The sequence below is a fragment of the Pseudomonas oryzagri genome (genome assembly GCF_020831405.1).
Lineage (GTDB): Bacteria > Pseudomonadota > Gammaproteobacteria > Pseudomonadales > Pseudomonadaceae > Geopseudomonas > Geopseudomonas oryzagri.
In genome coordinates, this window is the sequence record NZ_JAJHPU010000041.1 from 1 (window position 1) to 20,061 (window position 20,061).

Annotated in this window: 17 protein-coding genes; 13 read left to right on the forward strand and 4 right to left on the reverse strand. The window is 70.0% G+C overall.

Annotated elements, in window-relative coordinates; all coding sequences use genetic code 11:
- Positions 1-308 precede the first annotated feature (308 nt).
- A complete protein-coding gene (gene bioD, locus LMJ29_RS14145) occupies positions 309-1,004 on the forward strand; it encodes a dethiobiotin synthase (protein WP_229606158.1) in 696 nt (231 codons plus the stop codon).
- Positions 1,005-1,292: 288 nt separating this feature from the next.
- The gene (locus LMJ29_RS14150) at positions 1,293-3,098 is read left to right on the forward strand and encodes an acyl-CoA dehydrogenase C-terminal domain-containing protein (protein WP_229606159.1); all 1,806 of its coding nucleotides are present in this window, start codon (positions 1,293-1,295) and stop codon (positions 3,096-3,098) included.
- A gap of 437 nt (positions 3,099-3,535) precedes the next feature.
- On the opposite strand, the gene LMJ29_RS14155 is transcribed toward LMJ29_RS14150, so the two are convergent.
- Positions 3,536-4,414 (reverse strand): LysR family transcriptional regulator, encoded by an 879-nt coding sequence (locus tag LMJ29_RS14155; protein WP_229606160.1) that lies wholly within the window; start codon positions 4,412-4,414, stop codon positions 3,536-3,538.
- Positions 4,415-4,512: 98 nt separating this feature from the next.
- Between LMJ29_RS14155 and LMJ29_RS14160 the strand changes: the two genes are divergently transcribed.
- Together LMJ29_RS14160 and LMJ29_RS14165 are read left to right on the forward strand one after the other, a co-directional pair.
- A complete protein-coding gene (locus LMJ29_RS14160) occupies positions 4,513-5,220 on the forward strand; it encodes an MOSC domain-containing protein (protein ID WP_229606161.1) in 708 nt (235 codons plus the stop codon).
- Entirely contained in the window at positions 5,213-6,424 is a 1,212-nt protein-coding gene (locus LMJ29_RS14165; protein WP_229606162.1) for an aspartate aminotransferase family protein, read from the forward strand. Before LMJ29_RS14160 ends, LMJ29_RS14165 begins: the two co-directional genes overlap by 8 nt.
- Positions 6,425-6,757: 333 nt before the next feature.
- Here LMJ29_RS14165 and feaR read toward each other — a convergent pair whose 3' ends face one another.
- Together feaR and LMJ29_RS14175 are read right to left on the reverse strand one after the other, a co-directional pair.
- Positions 6,758-7,690: a transcriptional regulator FeaR gene (gene feaR / locus LMJ29_RS14170; RefSeq protein WP_229606336.1), complete on the reverse strand. Its 933-nt coding sequence runs from the start codon at positions 7,688-7,690 to the stop codon at positions 6,758-6,760.
- A 238-nt stretch (positions 7,691-7,928) separates the two neighbouring features.
- The gene (locus LMJ29_RS14175) at positions 7,929-9,347 is read right to left on the reverse strand and encodes an APC family permease (RefSeq protein WP_229606163.1); all 1,419 of its coding nucleotides are present in this window, start codon (positions 9,345-9,347) and stop codon (positions 7,929-7,931) included.
- A gap of 340 nt (positions 9,348-9,687) precedes the next feature.
- Here LMJ29_RS14175 and LMJ29_RS14180 point away from each other — a divergent pair, with 340 nt between their 5' ends.
- The 8 genes from LMJ29_RS14180 (at position 9,688) to LMJ29_RS14215 (ending at position 16,945) form a co-directional block, all read left to right on the forward strand.
- Entirely contained in the window at positions 9,688-10,986 is a 1,299-nt protein-coding gene (locus LMJ29_RS14180) for an NAD(P)/FAD-dependent oxidoreductase (RefSeq protein ID WP_229606164.1), read from the forward strand.
- A gap of 35 nt (positions 10,987-11,021) precedes the next feature.
- Positions 11,022-11,381 (forward strand): cupin domain-containing protein, encoded by a 360-nt coding sequence (locus LMJ29_RS14185; protein WP_229606165.1) that lies wholly within the window; start codon positions 11,022-11,024, stop codon positions 11,379-11,381.
- Between the two features lie 55 nt (positions 11,382-11,436).
- A complete protein-coding gene (locus tag LMJ29_RS14190; protein ID WP_229606166.1) occupies positions 11,437-12,087 on the forward strand; it encodes a helix-turn-helix transcriptional regulator in 651 nt (216 codons plus the stop codon).
- Positions 12,088-12,172: 85 nt separating this feature from the next.
- Positions 12,173-12,994, forward strand: coding sequence for a molybdenum cofactor biosynthesis F family protein (locus tag LMJ29_RS14195; RefSeq protein ID WP_229606167.1), 822 nt, complete (start codon positions 12,173-12,175; stop codon positions 12,992-12,994).
- Positions 12,987-13,778: an SDR family NAD(P)-dependent oxidoreductase gene (locus tag LMJ29_RS14200; RefSeq protein ID WP_229606168.1), complete on the forward strand. Its 792-nt coding sequence runs from the start codon at positions 12,987-12,989 to the stop codon at positions 13,776-13,778. The genes LMJ29_RS14195 and LMJ29_RS14200 overlap by 8 nt, the downstream gene beginning before the upstream one ends.
- Entirely contained in the window at positions 13,775-14,542 is a 768-nt protein-coding gene (locus LMJ29_RS14205; protein ID WP_229606169.1) for an SDR family oxidoreductase, read from the forward strand. The genes LMJ29_RS14200 and LMJ29_RS14205 overlap by 4 nt, the downstream gene beginning before the upstream one ends.
- 168 nt (positions 14,543-14,710) lie before the next feature.
- Positions 14,711-16,072, forward strand: coding sequence for an alginate export family protein (locus LMJ29_RS14210; protein ID WP_229606170.1), 1,362 nt, complete (start codon positions 14,711-14,713; stop codon positions 16,070-16,072).
- Between the two features lie 180 nt (positions 16,073-16,252).
- Positions 16,253-16,945 (forward strand): SDR family oxidoreductase, encoded by a 693-nt coding sequence (locus LMJ29_RS14215; RefSeq protein ID WP_229606171.1) that lies wholly within the window; start codon positions 16,253-16,255, stop codon positions 16,943-16,945.
- A gap of 15 nt (positions 16,946-16,960) precedes the next feature.
- Here the strand turns inward: LMJ29_RS14215 and LMJ29_RS14220 are convergent, their stop codons facing one another.
- Complete coding sequence (locus LMJ29_RS14220; protein WP_229606172.1) at positions 16,961-18,022, reverse strand: extracellular solute-binding protein; 1,062 nt, start codon at positions 18,020-18,022, stop codon at positions 16,961-16,963.
- 324 nt (positions 18,023-18,346) lie between these two features.
- Here LMJ29_RS14220 and LMJ29_RS14225 point away from each other — a divergent pair, with 324 nt between their 5' ends.
- Positions 18,347-19,849 (forward strand): aldehyde dehydrogenase family protein, encoded by a 1,503-nt coding sequence (locus tag LMJ29_RS14225; RefSeq protein WP_229606173.1) that lies wholly within the window; start codon positions 18,347-18,349, stop codon positions 19,847-19,849.
- Positions 19,850-20,061: the final 212 nt, after the last annotated feature.

Here is a 20,061-nt window from a genome sequence, read left to right on the forward strand (position 1 = left end):
AATTTGTGACAGCTCTGGCAGCTCGATCAGCGCTGGATGGCGGTTGTGTATAACGCCGAGCGCTCCGGCGTGGGAGCCAGACTCTACGGACGCTTCTGCATCCGGGACGCGGGAGCGTCCCTGGCTGCGTGCCCACGCGGGAGCGTGGGCACGATCAAGAACTCCTGCGCAGCAGGCCGGTGGAAAAGACCTGCGGTCGTTTTCCACCCTACGGCGTGCCAGCCCTGGGCAGGGTGGAAAACGCGCGCAGCGATTTTCCACCGAACCGTCGGCGGCATGCCCCGAATTCGTACCGCGAGGACCCCACCATGAGCGCCGCCTTCTTTATCGCCGGCACCGACACAGAGATCGGCAAGACCACCATCGCCGCCGGCCTGCTGCACGCCGCGCGCGGACGCGGGTTGTCCACCGCGGCGGCCAAGCCGGTGGCCTCCGGCTGCGAACGCACGCCCGCGGGGCTGCGCAACGGCGATGCCCTGGCCCTGCTCGGCGAATGTTCGCTGGCGCTCGACTACGCCGAGGTCAACCCGTTCGCCTTCGAGCCGGCCATCGCCCCGCACCTGGCGGCGCGCGAGGTCGGTGTCGAGCTAAATGTCGCCGCCCTGCTGGCGCCGGTGCGGCGGGTGCTGGCGCGCGGGGCCGACTTCACTCTGGTCGAAGGCGCCGGCGGCTGGCGGGTGCCGCTGGCCGGCAGCGAGAGCCTCTCCGATCTGGCCGTGGCCCTGCAGTTGCCGGTGATCCTGGTGGTCGGCGTGCGCCTGGGCTGCATCAACCACGCGGTGCTCAGCGCCGAGGCCATCGTCCGCGACGGCCTGCCCCTGGCCGGCTGGGTGGCCAACGTGGTCGATCCGGCCACCTCGCGCCTGGACGACAACCTGGCGACGCTGGCCGAGCGCCTGCCGGCGCCCTGCCTGGGCCGCGTGCCACGCCTGGCCGAGGCGAGCCCGGCGGCGGTGGCCGCGCATCTCGATCTTTCAGCGTTGCTGGCTCGGCGCACAGCCTGAGCCCGGCCGGGTTGCCGGCGGGGTCGATCGGTCATACTGTCTGAGAGCCTGCATACGATCTCGCGAGCTAAGGCCAGGCAAGGCCTAGGCGGCCCCGCGAAATCGGTTGAGGAAGCGGAGTTTACGAGTGGTAAATGAGCATTCCGAACCGATTGACTTGCTCCGCTCGCCCTGCGGGCCAGCCTGCGGCTGTTACTTCGCTTTGCTCCGTTTCAACGCAGCATGGCCGACGCGCAGCAGATCGTATGCTGGCTCGGAACAACAAGACGGTTTCAGAGGACGATGACCATGCCCGAGTACCATGCCCCCCTGCGCGACCTGCGTTTCGTCCGCGACGAGCTGCTCGGCTATCCGCAGCACTACCAGAGTCTGCCCGCCTGCCAGGACGCCACCCCCGACGTGGTGGACGCCATCCTCGAACAGACCGCCCAGTTCTGCGAAGAGGTGCTGGCGCCGCTCAACCGCGTCGGCGACATCGAGGGCTGCACCTGGACGGCCGCGGGGGTGAAGACGCCCAGCGGTTTCAAGGAGGCCTATCGCCAGTACGTCGAACTGGGCATGCCGAGCCTGGCCCACGAGCCGGAGTTCGGCGGCCAGGGTTTGCCGGAGTCGCTGGGCCTGGTGGTCAGCGAACTGGTCGGTGAGGCCAACTGGGCCTGGGGCATGTATCCGGGGCTGGCCCACGGCGCGATGAACACCCTGTCTGCCCACGGCAGCGCCGAGCAGCAGGCCACCTATCTGCCCAAGCTGGTGTCCGGCGAGTGGACCGGCACCATGTGCCTGACCGAGCCGCAGTGCGGCTCCGACCTGGGCCTGCTGCGCACCCGCGCCGAGCCCCAGGCCGACGGCAGCTACAAGATCACCGGCACCAAGATCTTCATTTCCGCCGGCGAGCATGACTTCGCCGACAATATCGTGCACATCGTGCTCGCCCGCCTGCCCGACGCGCCGCCCGGCACCAAGGGCATCTCGCTGTTTATCGTGCCCAAGTTCCTGCCCGCCGAAGGCGGCGGCCCGGGACGGCGCAACGCGCTGTCCTGCGGTTCGCTCGAGCACAAGATGGGCATCCACGGCAACGCCACCTGCGTGATGAACTTCGACGGCGCCACCGGCTACCTGATCGGCCCGGCCAACGAAGGCCTCAAGTGCATGTTCACCTTCATGAACACCGCGCGCATCGGCACCGCGCTGCAGGGCCTGGCGCATGGCGAGGTGGCTTTCCAGGGCGCGCTCAGGTACGCCCGCGAGCGTCTGCAGATGCGCGCCCTGAGCGGGCCGAAGGCCCCCGACAAGCCGGCCGACCCGATCATCGTCCACCCCGACGTGCGGCGCATGCTGCTGACCATCAAGGCCTTCACCGAGGGCAACCGGGCGCTGATCTACTACGCGGCCAAGCTGGTCGACGTGCTGCGCTACGGCAGCGACGAGGCGGCGAAGAAAGAGGCCGACACCCTGCTGGCCTTCCTCACCCCGATCGCCAAGGCCTTCGTCACCGAGACCGGTTTCGAGAGCGCCAACCTCGGCATGCAGGTGTTCGGTGGCCACGGCTACATCGCCGAGTGGGGCATGGAGCAGAACGCCCGCGATAGCCGCATCGCGCTGCTCTACGAGGGCACCACCGGCATCCAGGCCCTCGACCTGCTCGGCCGCAAGGTGCTGCTCACCCAGGGCGAGTCGCTCAAGGCCTTCACCAGGGTGGTGCACCGCTTCTGCAAGGCCCACGAGGGCGACGCGAAGCTGGCCGAGTTCGTCGGGCCACTGGCGCAGCTCAACCAGGAGTGGGGCGAGCTGACCCTGCAGATCGGTATGAAGGCGATGCAGGACCGCGAGGAGGTCGGCGCCGCGGCGGTCGACTACCTGATGTACTCGGGCTACGCCTGCCTGGCGTATTTCTGGGCCGACATCGCCCGTCTGGCCCAGGAGAAACTGGCCGCCGGCAGCGCGGAGGACGCCTTCTACCGCGCCAAGCTGCAGACCGCGCGCTTCTACTACCAGCGCATCCTGCCGCGCACGCGCAGCCACGTCGCCTGCATCCAGGCCGGCGCGACGAGCCTGATGGCGATGGCCGAGGACGACTTCGCGCTCGGCCACTGAGTGGTTCTGCGCCGCGGCGGCGGGCCTCCCCTTTGCCCCGCCGCAGAGGCCAGTAGCGCTGCAGGCGAGCGCAGCCCGTTCGCGCCTGCCAATCCCCTGGCCGACGGGCGTTGCAAGTACCCGAAGCGCCCAGCAAGGGGCGCTCCGCCCTACGGCGGGGCGTTGTTCCAGTTTTGAAACATTGAATGTAAAGGTTGTGTAAGCATTGACTTACATAGCGTGATGGCTAAACGCCCTAGGAAGCCCACGGGCGGCTGACTAACCTAAGCACATCTGGACTTGGCGCAGGAAGCGCGAATCAGAAAACGGATCACAGGGATCCCATCAGGATGGTGGGGCGATTACGGATGTCAGGACTCGGTCTGCAAGAACCCCGCTTCGGCGGGGTTTTTTTTGTCCGCGTTTTTTAGGCCGTGGCCGCTGCCGGTCGCCCGTGCTCAGACCCCGCCCTCCAGCACCGAGCGCAGCAATTCCAGCGTCGCCTGCTGGCGCTGGGCGTCGCGGTACACCAGGCCCACCTGCAGCGGCACGCGCGGTTCGCTGAGCGGTTTCCACAGCAGCTGCCCGTGGCCCTGCGCCTGGCGCGCGCGTCCGGGCAGCACCGACGCCAGCTGGCTGTGCGGCAGGCTGTCGAGGATGCCGTTCATCTGGTTCAGCTCGGCCTGCACCCGCGGGCGGCGGCCGATGGCGGCCAGCTGCTCCTGCCAGATCTGGCGGATGCGGAACTCCTCGCCGAGCAGCAACATCGGCAGCTCGGCGGCCTGCGCCAGCGACACCTTCCTGAACTCGCGCAGCGGATGATCGGCGGGAATCACCAGCTGCAGTTCGTCCTCGTAGAGCAGCAGGCTGTGCAGGCCGGGCTGGCGCGGCGGCAGGAAGCCGATGCCGACGTCCAGGCTGCCGGTCAGCAGGCGCCGCTCGATATCGATCCCCGACAGCTCGTAGATCTGCACCACCAGCTGCGGCTGCAGGGCGCGCAGGCGTTCGAGCAACAGCGGCACCAGGCTGGCGTTGACCGTCTGCAGCACGCCGATCGCCAGGCTGCGCGGCGCCTGGCCGCGGAACGCACGCATGGCCTCGCGGCTGCGCTCCAGACCGTCGAGCAGCGGCACGGCGTGGTGGTAGAGGGTGTGCGCGGCCGGCGCCGGCAGCAGGCGCTTGCCGCTGCGCTGGAACAGCGCCACCTCCAGCTCGCCTTCCAGCTGGCGGATCTGCTGCGACAGCGCCGGCTGGGAAATGCTCAGGCGCTCGGCGGCGCGACCGACGTGGCCTTCCTCGTAGAGCGCGACGAAGTAGCGGAGCTGGCGGAAATCCATAAGCAGAACTTATTAGAAATGCTGGAAAATCGAAATGGCCGGTGCTTCCGGCGCGCCCTAGTCTAGCGCTCATCAGGCGCAGACAGGTGATCCGGTCCATGCACAGCACGCCGCTCCATGAGGTTTTCATAGGCAAAGTCGAAGAGTCGTCCGGCGGCGGCGAGCTCGTCCGCCTCGACGGCGAACTCTGGCTGGGCAGCGACGGCCTGGCCGGCGACAGCCTGGCCCGCCGGCAGCACCCTGGCGACGCCGACTGCGCGCTGCGCCACTATCCGGCCGAGCACTACCGCCACTGGCGCAAGCGCTTCCCGCTCCACAAGTGGCGGCCGGCGGCCTGCGGCGAGAATCTCTCCACCTTCGGCCTGACCGAGGCCGACGTCTGCGTCGGCGACCTGCTGCGCTGGGGCGAGGCGCTGCTCGAGGTCAGCCAGCCGTGCCTGCCCGACTACCGCCTGGCGCGGCGCTGGAATCTCGCCGAGCTGCCGGCGCTGCTGCAGGACAGCGGCCGCTGCGGCTGGCACTACCGGGTGCTGCGTGCCGGCGCGGTGGACAGCCGGGCGCCCCTGCAGCTGGTGCAACGCCACTATCCCGACCTCAGCGTGGCGCAGCTGCTCGACTGGTTCGTGCACGCGCCGCTGGAGCGCGCCGGGCTGCGCCGCATGCTGGCCTGCGCGGCGCTGTCCGCCAGCTGGCGGCGCATCGCCGCGCGGCGCCTGGACAGCGGCGAGCTGGAGGACTGGCAGGCCCGCCTGTATGGCCGCGAAGCGCTGCCGGCGCCGGCCGGCGAGGAGATTGGTCATGCGTGACGACAGCCTGGCCAGCCTGCGCCTGATGCCCAGCGTCGCGCGTCCCGAGCAGGTCTTCGTGCGCGGCCAGGGCTCCTGGCTGTGGGACAGCGAGGGCCGCGCCTATCTCGACTTCACTCAGGGCTGGGCGGTCAACAGCCTCGGCCACAGCCCGCGGGTGGTGGTCGAGGCGCTGCAGCGCCAGGCCGAGCGCCTGCTCAACCCCGGCGCGGCCTACTACCACCCCGGCCTGCTCAAGCTGGCCGGCCGCCTGTGCGAGGCGACCGGCAGCGACCAGGCCTACTTCGTGAGCAGCGGCGCCGAGGCCTGCGAGGGGGCGATCAAGCTGGCGCGCAAGTGGGGCCAGCGCCATCGCGAGGGCGCCTTCACCATCGTCACCGCGCGGCACAGTTTCCACGGCCGCACCCTGGGCGCCATGTCCGCCTCCGGCAAGCCGGCCTTCCAGCAACTGTTCGAGCCCAAGCTGCCGGGTTTCGAGAAGGTGCCGTACAACGACCTGGAGGCGCTAGCCCAGGCGATCGACGCGCACACCGTGGCGGTAATGCTCGAGCCGGTGCAGGGCGAGGCGGGAGTGATCCCGGCGACCCTCGACTACCTGCAGGGCGTCGAGCGCTTGTGCCGCTCGCGCGGCGTGCTGTTGATCCTCGACGAGGTGCAGACCGGCATTGGCCGCTGCGGCGCGCTGCTCGCCGAGGAGCTGTACGGCGTGCGCGCCGACATCGTCACCCTCGGCAAGGGTCTGGGCGGCGGCGTGCCGCTGGCCGCCGTGCTGGCGCGCGGCAACGCCTGCTGCCAGGAACCGGGCGAGCAGGGCGGCACCCACCACGGCAACGCGCTGATGCTGGCCGCCGGCCTCGCGGTATTGAAGACGGTGCTGGAGCCGGGCTTCCTCGAACAGGTACGCGAGCTGGGCGAGCACCTGCGCGATGGCCTGGCGCTACTGGCGCGCCGCCACGGCCAGGGTCCGCTGCGTGGCCACGGTCTGCTCTGCGGCCTGCCGCTGCAGCGCCTGTCCGCGCCGGCGGTGGCCCGCGCGGCGCTGGAGGAGGGCCTGCTGGTCAACGCGCCGCAGCCGCACGTGCTGCGCTTCTCGCCGGCGCTGACGGTCAGCCACGCCAATATCGACGAGATGCTGCGCCGCCTGGAGCGCGCGCTGCTGCGCGTCAGTCTGACCCGCCAGCGCGAGGCGCTGGCGAGCGCCTGAACCGCTTTCGATGGAGGGGCTCCCCGTGAGCCTTTTTCGCCCGGCACCCGCTCTGTGCCGGGCGTTTTTTATTTCAGAGCCTGTTCACGATCTCGCGAGCTAGAGCCAGGCAAGGCGAAACGCAGGGAAGCGGAGTAACAGCCGAAGGCTGGCCCGCAGGGCGAGCGCAGCGAGTCAATTGGCTGAGGAAGCGGAGTTTACTGGTCGTAAATGAGTATGACTCGCTTCGCTCGCCCCTCCGGGGCCGCCCTGTCGGGCGTTCAGTGGCAAGCCACTGTCCGAAGCCAATTTCAACGCAACATGGCCGACGCGCAGCAGATCGTGGACGGGCTCTCAGTGCGCGCTCTGGCGCTGCAGGCGATAGTCCTTGGGCGACAACTCGAACTGCTTCTTGAACGCCCGGCTGAAGTGCGCCGAGTCGGCGAAGCCCCACTTGAAGGCGATCTGGGTGATCGACTCGTGGCGCAGCTGCGGGTTGCCCAGGTCGTCGGCGCTGTGTTGCAGGCGCTGGCGCTGGATGTAGCGGCAGACGCTGTCGCCCTGCTCCTCGAACAGCCGGTACAGCTGGCGGATGGAAATGTGCAGGCGCTCGGCCAGGTACTGCGGGGTGAGGTGCGCCTCCTGCAGCAGCTGGCCGATCAGGCGCTGCGCCTGGTCGCGCAGCAGCGCGGCGTGCGGGGTCTCGCCCAGCTCGCTGCGCGCCAGCGCGCCGCCGCGCAGGGTCGGCAGCAGCAGGGCGATCAGCGCCTCCTGCAGGGCGTTGCCCTCGTCGGCGGCGGTCTGCGCGCTGTCGTCGGCGAGGATCTGCCCGGCCAGGCTGGCCAGCAGGCGGCCGCTGGTTGAGCCCAAGTCGAGCTTGCCGAACAGCCGTTGGTTGGGCGCGAAGTGGCGACACACGGTGTCGCGCGACAGGTGGAAGGACACGTGGTCGATCAGGTCGCCGCTGGTGATCTCGCTGGCCCGCGTCGAGTCGAACAGCGCCATGTCGCCGGGGGCGAGCTGGATGCTGCCGTTGTCCTGGCGCACCTCGGAGTGACCGCTGCGGTTGACCACCAGGAAGCAGTGGCGGTCGTCGCCGCGGTCGCTGCGGCACTGCTGGCGGGCGATGCGCCCCGCGTTGGTGCGGATGTGCGCGAGCTCCAGGCCGCCGTGATCGTGCAGGGCGAGCTCGCCGATGAAGCGCTCGCCGCTGCTGGCGGGGGTCACCTCGAAGTGGCCGCACACGCGCTGCAGGTCCTTAAGCCAGTGGTCGAACGTCTGCGTCATGCTGTGGAAGGCGGTCACGCTGCACCTCATGGGGACTATGCCGGTGCCGCCACGCGGGATCGGCTGGCGGTAACATTGTTAACATGTTAGCTATTTTCGTGCCAACGTCCCGTCATGCTCTTGTGCTACCGACGCAAATCCCCGTTGCAGAGCCTGCCGATGGCTTTTCCAAGCGCTTGGGCAAGAACGCGAAAGGCGCCCGCAGGCGCCCTTCGGTAACACTTTTGTGATCCCGTGCTCAGCCCTTGGGCGTTTCCGGCTGGAACAGGCCGCGCTTCATCACCAGCTTGACCCACAGCGCGGCGATCACGCCGATCACCAGCAGCACCGCGCCGGTCAGGGTGTAGACGGTCTGGGTCATTTCCGGCGACGGCGAGTTGTTGAGCGCCACGTAGCCCATGCCGAGGAGGCCGGCCAGCTGCGGCAGCGGGTAGAACGGCGTGCGGAACGGCCGGGCCAGCTGCGGGTGGCGGCGGCGCAGGACGATCACGTCGAGGTGGGCGACCATGTAGGCCAGCAGCCAGCTGGTCGAGGCGGCGATCAAGAGGGTGACGATCGAGTCCTGGCCGAGCAGCAGGAAGGGCAGGGCGATGATGGCGGCCATGAACAGGATCGCCACCCACGGCGTGCCGAAGCGCGGGTGCAGGCGCTTGAGCTGCGGGAACGACTGGCCGTTGACCGCCATGCCGTGGAGCATGCGCGGCACCGAGGCGAGCACGGTGTTGACGGTGCTGCAGGTGGCGGTCACCGCCATGACGATGGCGACGATCAGGCCGGCCTTGCCGAATACCGCGTCGACGTAGTCGAGGTAGGGCAGCGGCGAGCCGGTCAGGGTGTCCAGCGCCAGGTAGCGGCTGGCGCCCCAGCAGAACAGCAGGAAGATGCCGAACACCAGGCACAGCGACAGCATCATCGCGCGCGGCACGTTGCGCTCGGGGTCGCGCACCTCCTGGATCAGCGGGCAGATGAACTCGACGCCGACCAGCAGCCACATGGCCAGCGCCACCAGGCCGAGGAAGCTGCCGTCGAGGATGCCGTCCCAGTTCCACTGCACCGCGCCGGCCAGCTCGGCCGGGGCCGGGTTGGCGCTGCCGGTGACCGCGGTGAGGCCGACCACCAGCAGGGCGGTGACCATGGCGAAGGTCAAGAGGTTCTGCAGGCGGGCGAACACGTCGGTGCCGAGGATGTTGAGCACCGTCAGCACGGCGAGGATGGCCAGCGGCACCACGGTGTGCGGCAGCATGCCGGGGAACAGGTGGTCGATCACCGCGTCGACCAGCATCAGCTCGGCCGACAGGCCGAACATCGCCACCACCACGTAGCCGGCGTACACCGCGACGATGGCCGGGAAGTGGCCGAGCGCCGCCTCGGTGTAGCTGCCCAGGGTGCCGCCGGCGCGCGGGAACATCAGCGACAGCTCGGCGAAGGTCAGCGCGTTGCACTGGGCGAGCAGGAAGGCCACCAGCGCGGCGGCGAGAAAGCCGGCGCCGCCGAAGCCGATGCCCTGCAGGGCGCTGACCATGCTGCCCTGCACCACCACCACGCCGATGCAGATGGCGATCATGGTGGCGAAGCCGATGCCGCGCTTCACGGCCGAATTGCTGGATACATCCTGGAGAAGAGTGTCGGGAGCGGCACTCGCGGTGCTCTTGTTCATGCTGTGCGTATCTCGTTCCGGGTGAGGGGGCGGCGCGCCTGGCGTGCCGGAGATGCCCCGTCGGCCGCGTTGCTGCAAAGGCCTGCAGACGGTGGGGTCGAACGAAGTCGAGCCGATCATTGGCGATGCCCGGCGGGGCCGTCTTGCTCCTGCCTGCCGAGCTTCTTGACTGTGCTTGCCGCGCCGCCGCACTGGCAGTCTCGGGCAAGAAATCTGGCAGCGCCGGGCAAGACGCCCCGCCGGGTGGGCGGCCTAATAGGCTCACGAAACGCGGCGGCAATCCGGATGCGCGCTCCCAGCGCTCCGGGCCGGCAATCCCAACGCCCCCTGGTACTGCGCCATGATCAACATCGAAACGCCCACCTACTACACGGCCACCAAGAAGTACGAGCTGAGCTTCCCGTCGCTGGAGGCCGATCTCGAAGCGGACGTCGTGGTGATCGGCGGCGGCTTCTCGGGCATCAATACCGCGCTGGAGCTGGCGGAGAAGGGCATCACCAACATCGTCGTGCTGGAAGGCCGCTACATCGGTTTCGGCGGTTCGGGGCGCAACGGCGGCCAGGTGATGGCCGGCATCGGCCACGATCTGGAGGCGATCAAGGCGGACGTCGGCGAGGACGGCCTGCGCCGCATCTTCGAGATCAGCGACCAGGGCGCGCAGATCATCAAGGCGCGCATCGACAAGTACGGCATCGACGCCGACTTCCGCCACGGCTACGGCTACATGGGCTTCAACGCCCGTCAGGAGAAGACCCTGCGCGCCTGGGAGAGCGAGTTCAAAAAGCTCGCCCCGCATCAGGAGATCGGCCTGGTCACCGGCGCCGAGGTCAAGCGCCTGGTCGGCTCCGACGCCTACAGCTGCGGCCTGCTGCACATGGGCGGCGGCCACGTGCACTCGCTCAACCTGCTGCTGGGCGAGGCCCAGGCGCTGGCCAGCCACGGGGTGAAGATCTTCGAATACAGCCCGGTGCTGGAGGTGAACTACGGTGAGCGCATCCGCGTGCGCACCGCCAAGGGCACGGTGCGCGCCAGCAAGCTGCTGTGGGCCTGCGACAGCTTCCTCAACAAGCTCGAGCCCGCGCTGCACCAGAGCACCATCAACACCTACGCCTTCCAGATCATGACCGAGCCGCTGTCCGACGAGCTGATCCAGCGCATCAGCCCGATCCGCGGCGCCTACAGCGACATCCGCCCGGTGATCGACTACTACCGGGTGACCAACGAGAACCGCCTGCTGTTCGGCTCGGCCACCCCGCTGATCGAGCACATCCCGGGCGACCTGAAGGCCTGGAACCGCAACCTGATGCTGAAGATCTTCCCCTACCTCAAGGACGTGAAGATCGACCTGGCCTGGGGCGGGCCGATGGCCTGCAGCGCCAACCTGTTCCCGCAGATCGGCGCGCTGCCGGGGCGGCCCAACGCCTTCTTCGTGCAGGGCTACTCGGGCTTCGGCGTCACCCCCAGCCACATCGTCTGCAAGGTGCTGGCCGAGGGCATGAGCGAAGGCTCGGCGCGCTACGACCTGATCAGCTCGGTACGCCGCGCGACCATCCACGGCAAGGACCGCTTCCGCGCCCTGCTGCTGACTGGCGGCAAGTGCTGGCACCAGGCGTCCGGCTACTGGACCGGCCGCCGCTGAATCGTTGAACCACCCATTCGTGTGAGGACTGACTGATGTATCCGATCAAGCAAGGCACCACCATCGCCGACCTGGACGCCTGGGGCACCGTGGCCGACCTCGGCTCGGAGATTCTCGAGGGCGAGGGCAAGGCCTTCGGCAAGATGACCTTCGGCGCGCCGACCGACCCGGTCAGCTCTGCCTATTTCGGTGTGACCAAGAGCAAGTTCCGCATGGTCTACCCGTTCAACGAGCAGGCCACCGTGGTCAGCGGCGAAGTGACCCTGACCGACGAGGCCAGCGGCCAGACCACCACCTACAAGGCCGGCGACAGCTGGTTCGTCGAGAAGGGCACGCCGGTGCTCTGGGACGTGACCAGCGAGGCCTTCGTCAAGCACTACTTCGCGGTGGTCTGAGCCGCCCCGGGCCGCCGCTGAGGCGGCCCGTTTCCTGTTCGCCGGGGAGGACGCCATGACCTCCAGCAGCTTCGGCCTGCACTGCCTGCAGGCCTTCACCCAGGCCGTGCCGGCGCGCTGCGCCGTGTTCTACCGCATCGACGCCACGCTCGAAGCCCGCGACTTCCTGTTGCAGGGCATGCACGCGCCGATGCACGCCGCCTACCTCGAACACTACCGTCACCTCGACCCCCTGCGCCCCAGCCACTGCAGCGCCGGCGGCGCCGTGGTGCCCCTGCACGAGGGCATGGCGCGCCAGGACGAGGTGGACAACCGCCTCTACCAAAGCTTCCTGCACCGCCACGCGGTGGTCGACGTGGTCGAGGTGATCGCCCGCGTCGACGGCCGCCCGGCCGCCGGCGTCTCGCTGCTGCGCGACGCCGCCCAGGGGCGTTTCGAGAGCGCCGAACTGGAGCGCCTGGCGCCGCTGCACGCGCTGATGCAGATGGCCGCCGCGAGCCTGCCCGGCGCGCCGGCGGACGAACCGCCCCCGCTCACCGCCCGCGAGCGGCAGATCGCCCTGCTGCTGCGCGACGGCGCCAGCAACAAGCTGCTGGCGCGGCAGCTGGGCATCGGCCTGCCGACGGTGAAGACCCACCTGCTCAACCTGTTCCGCAAGGTCGGCGCGCGCAACCGCACCGAGCTGGTCGCCCGGCTGTTCCTCTAGGCGCGCCTCAACCATCCGGTCGATACCGCGCGGGTGCGCGCTCCGCCAGCATGGCGACGTCCCTAACCCACGCAGGAATCGTCCCATGAGCAGCAACACCGACTGGATCACCGTAGGCGCCCTGGCCGAGGGCTTCGCCCCCGAGGCCTTCATCCTCCCCGCCCTGGCCGACCTGGCCGGCCGGCGCCTCACCCTGAACTTCGCCAACGGCTGGGCGATCGAACACCGTTTCGAGGCCGAGCGCCTGCACTGGCACGCCGCCGACGGCCACTCCAGCGGCAGCGCGGACTATCGCGCCACCTCGATCCGCCCCGGCATCCATCTGGTCGACTTCATCAAGCGCGAGCACGGCCAGGACTGGTCGATCAGCCTGGTGCTCGACAGCCACAGCCAGAGCTTCACCGCGGTGATCGGCCGCCTGCCGGACCAGGCCGCCACCTGCGAAGGGCTCTACGGCCGCGCGCTGGCCGGCCGGGAGCTGACCGGCGTGCAGGTCGAGTTCCTGCACGGCACCCTCGACCGTCCCTGGCAGGACGGCGCCTGCCCGCACGCGCCGACGCGCGAGCTGGTCGGTCTGCGCAACCTGTACCGCTACAGCCCCACCGAGGTCTACGAGCACATCTACCTCAACGACAACTTCTACACCTGGCAATGCCTGAAGGGCGTCGAGCAGGGCCTGTGCGACACCGACCGCTGCCACTACTACAAGGTCGCCGACGAGCTGTACCTGTTCGTCTGGCGCGAGAAGATCGTGCCCACCCTCGGCCTGGTGATGATCGACCTCAAGGCCCACCGCAGCGACGGCAAGATCTTCGGCTACGCCGGCGGCAGCTTCGACGAACTGGCCAACTTCCCGGTCGCCTCGCACTGCAGCATCCTCAACCGCACCGGCTACGACCATGAATAAGACCGTGCTGATCACCGGTGCCGGCAGCGGCATCGGCGAGGCGTGCGCGCGCCGGCTGGCCGGCGAGGGCGCGCAACTGGTGCTGGTCGGGCGCCGCGCCGCGCCGCTTGAGCGGCTCGCCGCCGAAACCGGCGGCCTGGTGCTGGTCGGCGACGCCGCCGACGGCGCCACCTGGGCCGGCTTCGTCGAGCGGATCCGCGCGCGCTTCGGCGGCCTCGACGCGCTGCTCGCCTGCGCCGGCGGGCACGGCTTGGGCCGGGCCACCGACACCACCGACGAGGCCTGGCGCGCGGCGCTGCACGGCAACCTCGACAGCGCGTTCCACAGCGCCCGCGCCTGCCTGCCGCTGCTGGTCGAACGGCGCGGCAGCATCGTCCTGCTCGGCTCCATCGCCTCGCTGGCCGCCGGGCCCGAGGTGTGCGGCTACACCACCGCCAAGCACGCGCTGCTCGGTCTCAACCGCTCGCTGGCGCGCGACTACGGCCCGCTCGGCGTGCGGGTGAACTGCGTGTGCCCCGGCTGGGTGCGCACGCCGATGGCCGACGAGGAGATGCGTGCGCTGATGGCGCACCACGGCGAGAGCCTCGACGCCGCCTATGCGCGGGTCACCGCCGAGGTGCCGCTGCGCCGCCCGGCTACGCCTGAGGAGATCGCCGCCGTGTGCCGCTTCCTGATCAGCGACGAGGCGGCCATCGTCACCGGCGCGACCCTGGTCGCCGACGGCGGCTCGAGCATTGTCGACGTGCCGACCCTGGCCTACGCGCGGCTCGGCGGTGCGGCATGAATCCGCGCTACGACTATCGCGGCCGCCAGGTGCTGGTCACTGGCGGCGCGCAGGGCATCGGCCGGGCCATCGTCGAGGGCTTCGCCGCCAGCGGCGCGCGGGTACTGATCGCCGATCTCGATGGCGCGCGGGCACAGGCGCTGGCCGCCGAACTGACCGGGCAGGGACGGGCGGTGCAGGCGCAGGCGGTGGATCTGGCCGACCGCACGGCGATCTTCGCCCTGTTCGAGGATCTGCAGCAGCTCGACGTGCTGGTGCACAACGCCGGCTACTTCCCGCTGACGCCGCTGGAGCGGATCGACGCGGCGGTGCTGGAGCGCACCCTGGCGGTGAACCTGGCGGCGCTGTTCTGGCTGACCCAGGGCGCCCTGCCGCTGTTCGCCGCTGCCGGCGGCGGCAGTGTGCTGGTGACCTCGTCGGTCACCGGGCCGCGCGTGGCCTATCCGGGACTGACCCACTACGCGGCCGCCAAGGCCGGGGTGAACGGCTTCATCCGCAACGCCGCGCTGGAGCTGGCGCGCCGGGGCGTGCGGGTCAACGGCGTCGAGCCGGGGATGATCGGCACCCCGGCGATGGCCAATCTAGGCGACGCCGCGCACGCCGCGCGGATCGCCGCCGCGGTGCCGCTGGGGCGCCTCGGCCTGCCGGAGGAGATCGCCGCGGCCATGCTGTTCCTCGCCTCGGAGGCGGCGAGCTACATCACCGGACAGACCCTGGTGGTCGACGGCGGCGCGACCCTGCCGGAAACCCTGGCGGCGCTCTGAGCGCCGGTTGCGTGACGGCCGCCGGCGCGGTGGCGAGCCTGGCAGTCAGGGGCAACCGCTTGGCAGTCAGGCACAAGACCGCCGGCCGGCGGGCATGGGATTAATGCCCCCGACGCTGGCCGCAGCTGGCCGGCAACGACAAGAAGAACCAGCGGAGTCTGCCCCCAGATGATTTTTTCCAACCACGGATCGCGCCGTGCCCCCCTCGCCGTGGCGCTCGCCGCCGCGCTGTTCGGCACCATCGGCGCCGGTCTGGCCGCCGCCCCGGCCCACGCCTACGAGCTGTACAAGCAGGGCGACACGGTACTGAACGCCGACCTCGAGGCGGTGTTCGGCGTGATGCACAGCGAGGAAAGCTACGAGCTCGGCTTCGGCAACCGCAGCCCGGGCAGTTCCAGCTGGCGCGAGGGCTACATCAAGTACGGCCTGAGCGGCAGCCAGGGCCTGGGCGGCGCCGGCAGCCTGTACGGCGCGGTCAACCTGCTCAGCTCCGGCACCTGGGGCGACGGCGACGCCGCCGGCTTCACCCTGGGCAGCGAGCGCGAAACCGACATCGAGGACGCCTACCTGGGCTGGCGCTCCGGGGACTTGTTCCCGGCCCTCGGCGAGAACGGCGTGGACATCTCCGGCGGCCGCCAGAAGGTGGTGGTCGGCGACGGCTTCCTGATCAACGGCGACTCGCTGAACTTCGGCGACGTCGACGTCGGCGCCGACTTCGACCGCGGCGGCGCCTACTACATCGCCGCGCGCAAGGCCTTCGACCAGACCGCCGTGCTGCGCCTGGGCGGCGACAAGGGCCTGCGCAGCGACCTGATGTGGCTCAAATCCGACAACCGCGCGCAGGCCGAGACCGAGCTGGGCGTCGCCACCCTCGAGCACGTCGGCGAGCCGGGCACCCTGGGCCTGACCTGGATCCGCACCCTGGACGTCAACGAGCGCTACGCCAGCCCGGCGCAGCTCGAGCGCGACGACATGGACACCGTCAGCCTGCGCGGCGCAGGTGGCCTGGGCGTGGAGAACCTCAACCTGGCCTTCGAGTACGCCAACCAGGACAAGGACGCCGACACCGAGAACGCCTGGTACCTGGAAGGCAGCTGGACCTTCGCCGGGCTGCCCTGGTCGCCGACCGCCACCTACCGCTACAGCCGCTTCTCCGAGGCCTTCGACCCGCTGTTCTACGGCTTCAGCCGCGGCTACGGCACCTGGTTCCAGGGCGAGGTGGCGGCCAACTACGCCGGGCCGTTCAACAGCAACACCCAGGTCCACCATGTCGGCCTCAAGGCCACGCCGATGGAGAACCTCACCGTCGGCGCGCTGTACTTCGACTTCGACACCCTCGACACCGATCTGGGCGATCTCAGCGGCCGCGAGCTGGACCTGTACGCCGAGTGGATGGTCGGCGAGCACCTGATGATCAGCCCGCTGGTCGGCTTCTACCAGCCCGAGCGCAGCGCCGCCGAGGGCGGTACCCAGCTCGGCGGCGACGACACCAATGTCTACAGCCAGCTGATGGTGGTCACCTTCTTCTGATTCACCCGTGGCTGGGCGGCGGCAAGGCGGTTGCCGCCCACCCGGCGAGTCGTCCTGCGGCTCGCCGTTCCCCGTGTCACCCTCAGGCTGGTCCGACCCGCGGCAACGGGCGGACCGGCCTTTTTTATGGTCGAACGGAGGCGGTGCTAACCTCTGTGTCTTTCCTTCGAGGAGATTGCCATGCTCGATGTTCTGATCGCCGGTGCCTCGCGCGGCATCGGTCTGGGTCTGGTGCGCGCCTGGCTGGAGCTGGGCGCGCGGGTACACGCCGTGGCGCGTCGGCCGGATGCGTCGGCGGGACTGATCGAACTGGCGGCGCTGCATGGCGATCGCCTGCAGCCGATCGCCTGCGATCTCAACGATCCGGCGGCCGGCGAGCGGATTCTCGCCGCGCTGGGCGAGACGCGCCTGGATCGCGTGCTGCTCAATGCCGGCATCTACGGCCCGGAGGCGCAGGACGTGGTGGTGGTCGGCGAGGCCGAGATCGGCCACCTGTTCCTCAGCAACGCGGTCGCCCCGCTGCGCCTGGCGCACGCCCTGCGTCCGCTGCTGAAACCCAATAGTGTGCTGGCGGTGACCAGCTCGGTGATGGGCAGCCTGCAGCTCAGCCTCGGCGCCGGCATGCCGCTGTACGCGGCGAGCAAGGCGGCGCTCAACAGCCTGCTGCTCACCTGGGCCGCGCAACTGGCCGAGAGCCGCGACTTCGCCCTGCTCGCCCTGCATCCGGGCTGGGTGCAGACCGACATGGGCGGCAGCACCGCGCCCGTGACGGTGACCGAGAGCGTGGCGGGGCTGGTCGCGGTGGTCGAGGCGGCCGCCGGCTCGCTCGACTGCCGCTTCGTCGACTACCAGGGCGAGACGCTGCCCTGGTAGCACCGAGGAGCGGGTTTACCGGGCCTGGCGCAGTGCCTGCCAGCGCTGGTCCAGCTCGGCCTTGAGCTTGGGCGAGGGGCTTTCCGCGAAGTACAGGTGGCTGCGCTGCGCCGGGTTGGGCAGCAGCTGCGGCTGGCGCTTGGCGAGCGCCTGCAGCTCGGGGGTGTCGGGCTTGAGGCTGCTGTAGAACCAGGTGGCCTGCGAGTTGCGTACCGCGTTGTCGGGGCGCAGCAGGAAGTCGATGAAGCGATAGGCGAGGTCGGGGCGCGCGGCGTTGCTGGGGATCGCCAGGCCCTCCATGGCCAGCGGCGCGCCCTCGGCGGGGACCAGGAACTCCAGCGGCTGGTTGCTCCTGGCGGCCGCGCCCAGCGCCAGGCCCGCCCAGGCGCTGGCCACGCACAGCTCGCCGGCCTGCAACGCCTCGACGTGGCGGGTGTTGTCGAGCACTTTGGCCGCACGGCGCAACGTCAGCAGCTGCTCGCCGGCGCGGCCGACCTGGCGCGGGCCGCTGCGCGCCAGGCTGCGTCCCTGGTAGGTGAACAGCACCGAGAAGGTCTCCTCGGGCGCGTCCTGCAGGCCGATCCCGCAGCCGGCCAGGCGCGCGCTCTGCTGCGGGTCGAACAGCAGGCTCCAGCTCGAGGGCAGCGGCCCGCCCAGCGCCGCTTCGGCCTGCGGCCGGTTCACCGCCAGACCAAGCATGCCCCACAGGTAGGGCACCGCGTAGCGGTTGGCCGATTCGAGGCCGGCGAGGGTGGCCTGCAATTGAGGGTCGACCGTGCCGAGCTGGCTGAGCCGCGCGGGCTCCAGCTCGGTGAGGCGTTTTTCGCGGATCAGTGCGGGCAGCTGGAAGTGCGAGGGCACTATCACGTCGTAGCGCTCGCCGCGGCGCAGGGCGGCGTCCAGCTCGTCGGCGCTGGTGTGCACGTGGTAGTCGACGCGCACGCCGCTCTCGCGCTGGAAGTCCTCGAGCACCGCGGTGGCGATGTAGTCGGGCCAGTTGGAGACGCGCAGGACCTCCTCGGCCTGGGCGGCGCAGGTGGTCAGGGCGAACGACAGCAGCAACGGCAGACGCTTCATGGATCCCTCCGGAAGTGGACGACAGATGGATGGGCGGCCATTAGTGGCGCAAGGCGCGGCGGCGGTCTTGCACGCTGCTGCCGGACGCTTGCCTGTGCGTGCCAGTTTTTCCCGCCCGCGCGGCGACCGGCATGCACGGTCAACAGGTTGGCAGCCTCGGGCAAGGCAGCCGGGGGCGGGCGGTCTACTATCCATTGAAACTCGCAGGCCTTGCCGCTCCCCTTGAGAAGCGTGCGCCTGCCGCCTTGCGGCGTTCCGCCCGGACACCGGCGCACGATGCGCGGGGCGGGCCGCAGATACGTGCATTCATTCGGAGTTACCGTCATGCCTAACCCCACCGTGGTCGAACCCCTGGAGCAGGTCAGCGCCTTCCTGCGCCGCCGGCATGTGTCCTTCATCGACGGCTGCAGCATCGACGAGCACCCCGGCGAGGTGATCGAGGCGTTCAACCCGGCCAGCGGCGAGCCGCTCAGCCAGCTGGTGATGGGCGGCCAGGCGCAGGTCGAGCAGGCCGTCGCCTCGGCGCACCGCGCCTTCCGCTCCAGGGTGTGGAGCGGCCTGCGCCCGGCCGACCGCGAGCGCATCCTGCTGCGCTTCGCCGACGTGGTGGAGGCGCACGCCGAGGAACTGGCCCAGCTGGAAACCCTCAACCAGGGCAAGTCGATCCACATCTCGCGGGCCATCGAGGTCGGCGCCACCGTCGAGTTCATGCGCTACATGGCCGGCTGGGCGACCAAGATCGAGGGGCAGACCCTCGACGTGTCGATCCCGGTGCCGCCGGGCACCCGCTACAACGCCTACACCCGCCGCGAGCCGGTGGGCGTGGTGGCCGGCATCGTGCCGTGGAACTTCCCGCTGATGATCGCCCTGTGGAAGGTGATCCCGGCGCTGGCCGCCGGCTGCACCATCGTCATCAAGCCGGCCGACGAGACCCCGCTGACCGCCCTGCGTCTGGCCGAGCTGGCCATCGAGGCGGGCGTGCCGGCCGGGGTGTTCAACGTGCTGCTCGGCCGCGGCGCCATCGCCGGCGCTGCGCTGGTCGCCCATCCGCTGGTCAGCAAGGTGTCGTTCACCGGCTCCACCGCGGTCGGCAAGCAGATCGGCACCGCCGCCCTGCAGAACATGACGCGCTTCTCCCTGGAACTGGGCGGCAAGAACCCGATGCTGGTGCTCGAGGACGCCGACCTGGACAAGGTGGTGAGCGGCGCGCTGCTCGGCGGCCTGCTCAACCAGGGCCAGGTGTGCGCCGGCGCCTCGCGCATCTACGTGCCGCGCGCCCGCTACCAGGACTACGTCGACGCGCTCGCCGCGGCGGTCAAGGGCATGCGTATCGGCCCGGGCATGGACCCGAACGCGCAGATCAACCCGCTGGTTTCGCGCAAGCAGCAGACCAGCGTGCTCGGCCACCTGGACAAGGCCCGCGCGCAGGGCGCCCAGGTGGTGACCGGCGGCGCCGCCCCGCAGCTGCCGGGCTACTTCGTCGAGCCGACGGTGCTCGCCGGCGTCGACCACGGCATGGCCGCGGCGCGCGAGGAAATCTTCGGCCCGGTGCTGGCGGTGCTGGCCTACGACAGCGTCGAGGACGCCCTGGCGCTGGTCAACGACAGCCAGTACGGCCTGGCGGCCAGCCTGTGGACCAACGACCTGGGGCGGACCATGGACCTGGTACCGCGCATCGAGTCGGGCATCGTCTGGGTCAACAGCCACGTGCCGCTCGACCCCAACCTGCCGTTCGGCGGGGTCAAGCAGTCGGGCATCGGCCGCGAGTTCGGCCGCGGCGCGGTGGAGGCGTTCACCGAGCTCAAGTCGGTGTGCATCGCCTATTGAGATTTCGCCCGCGGGCGGAGGTACGGACAACGCGGCTCCAGGGGCCGCGGTGACTTGGGAGCTGTAGGTACGGGCTGGTTGGAGTGCGCGGGTTTCGTGCTAGGCACCTGCGCGCTCGCCGCCCGGACCGCCATGGATGGCGGGTCGTTTGAGGTTCTTGTGTACAGACACGAGGTTGGCCCGCAACACCCCGGCAGCGGTGTTGCGGGCTT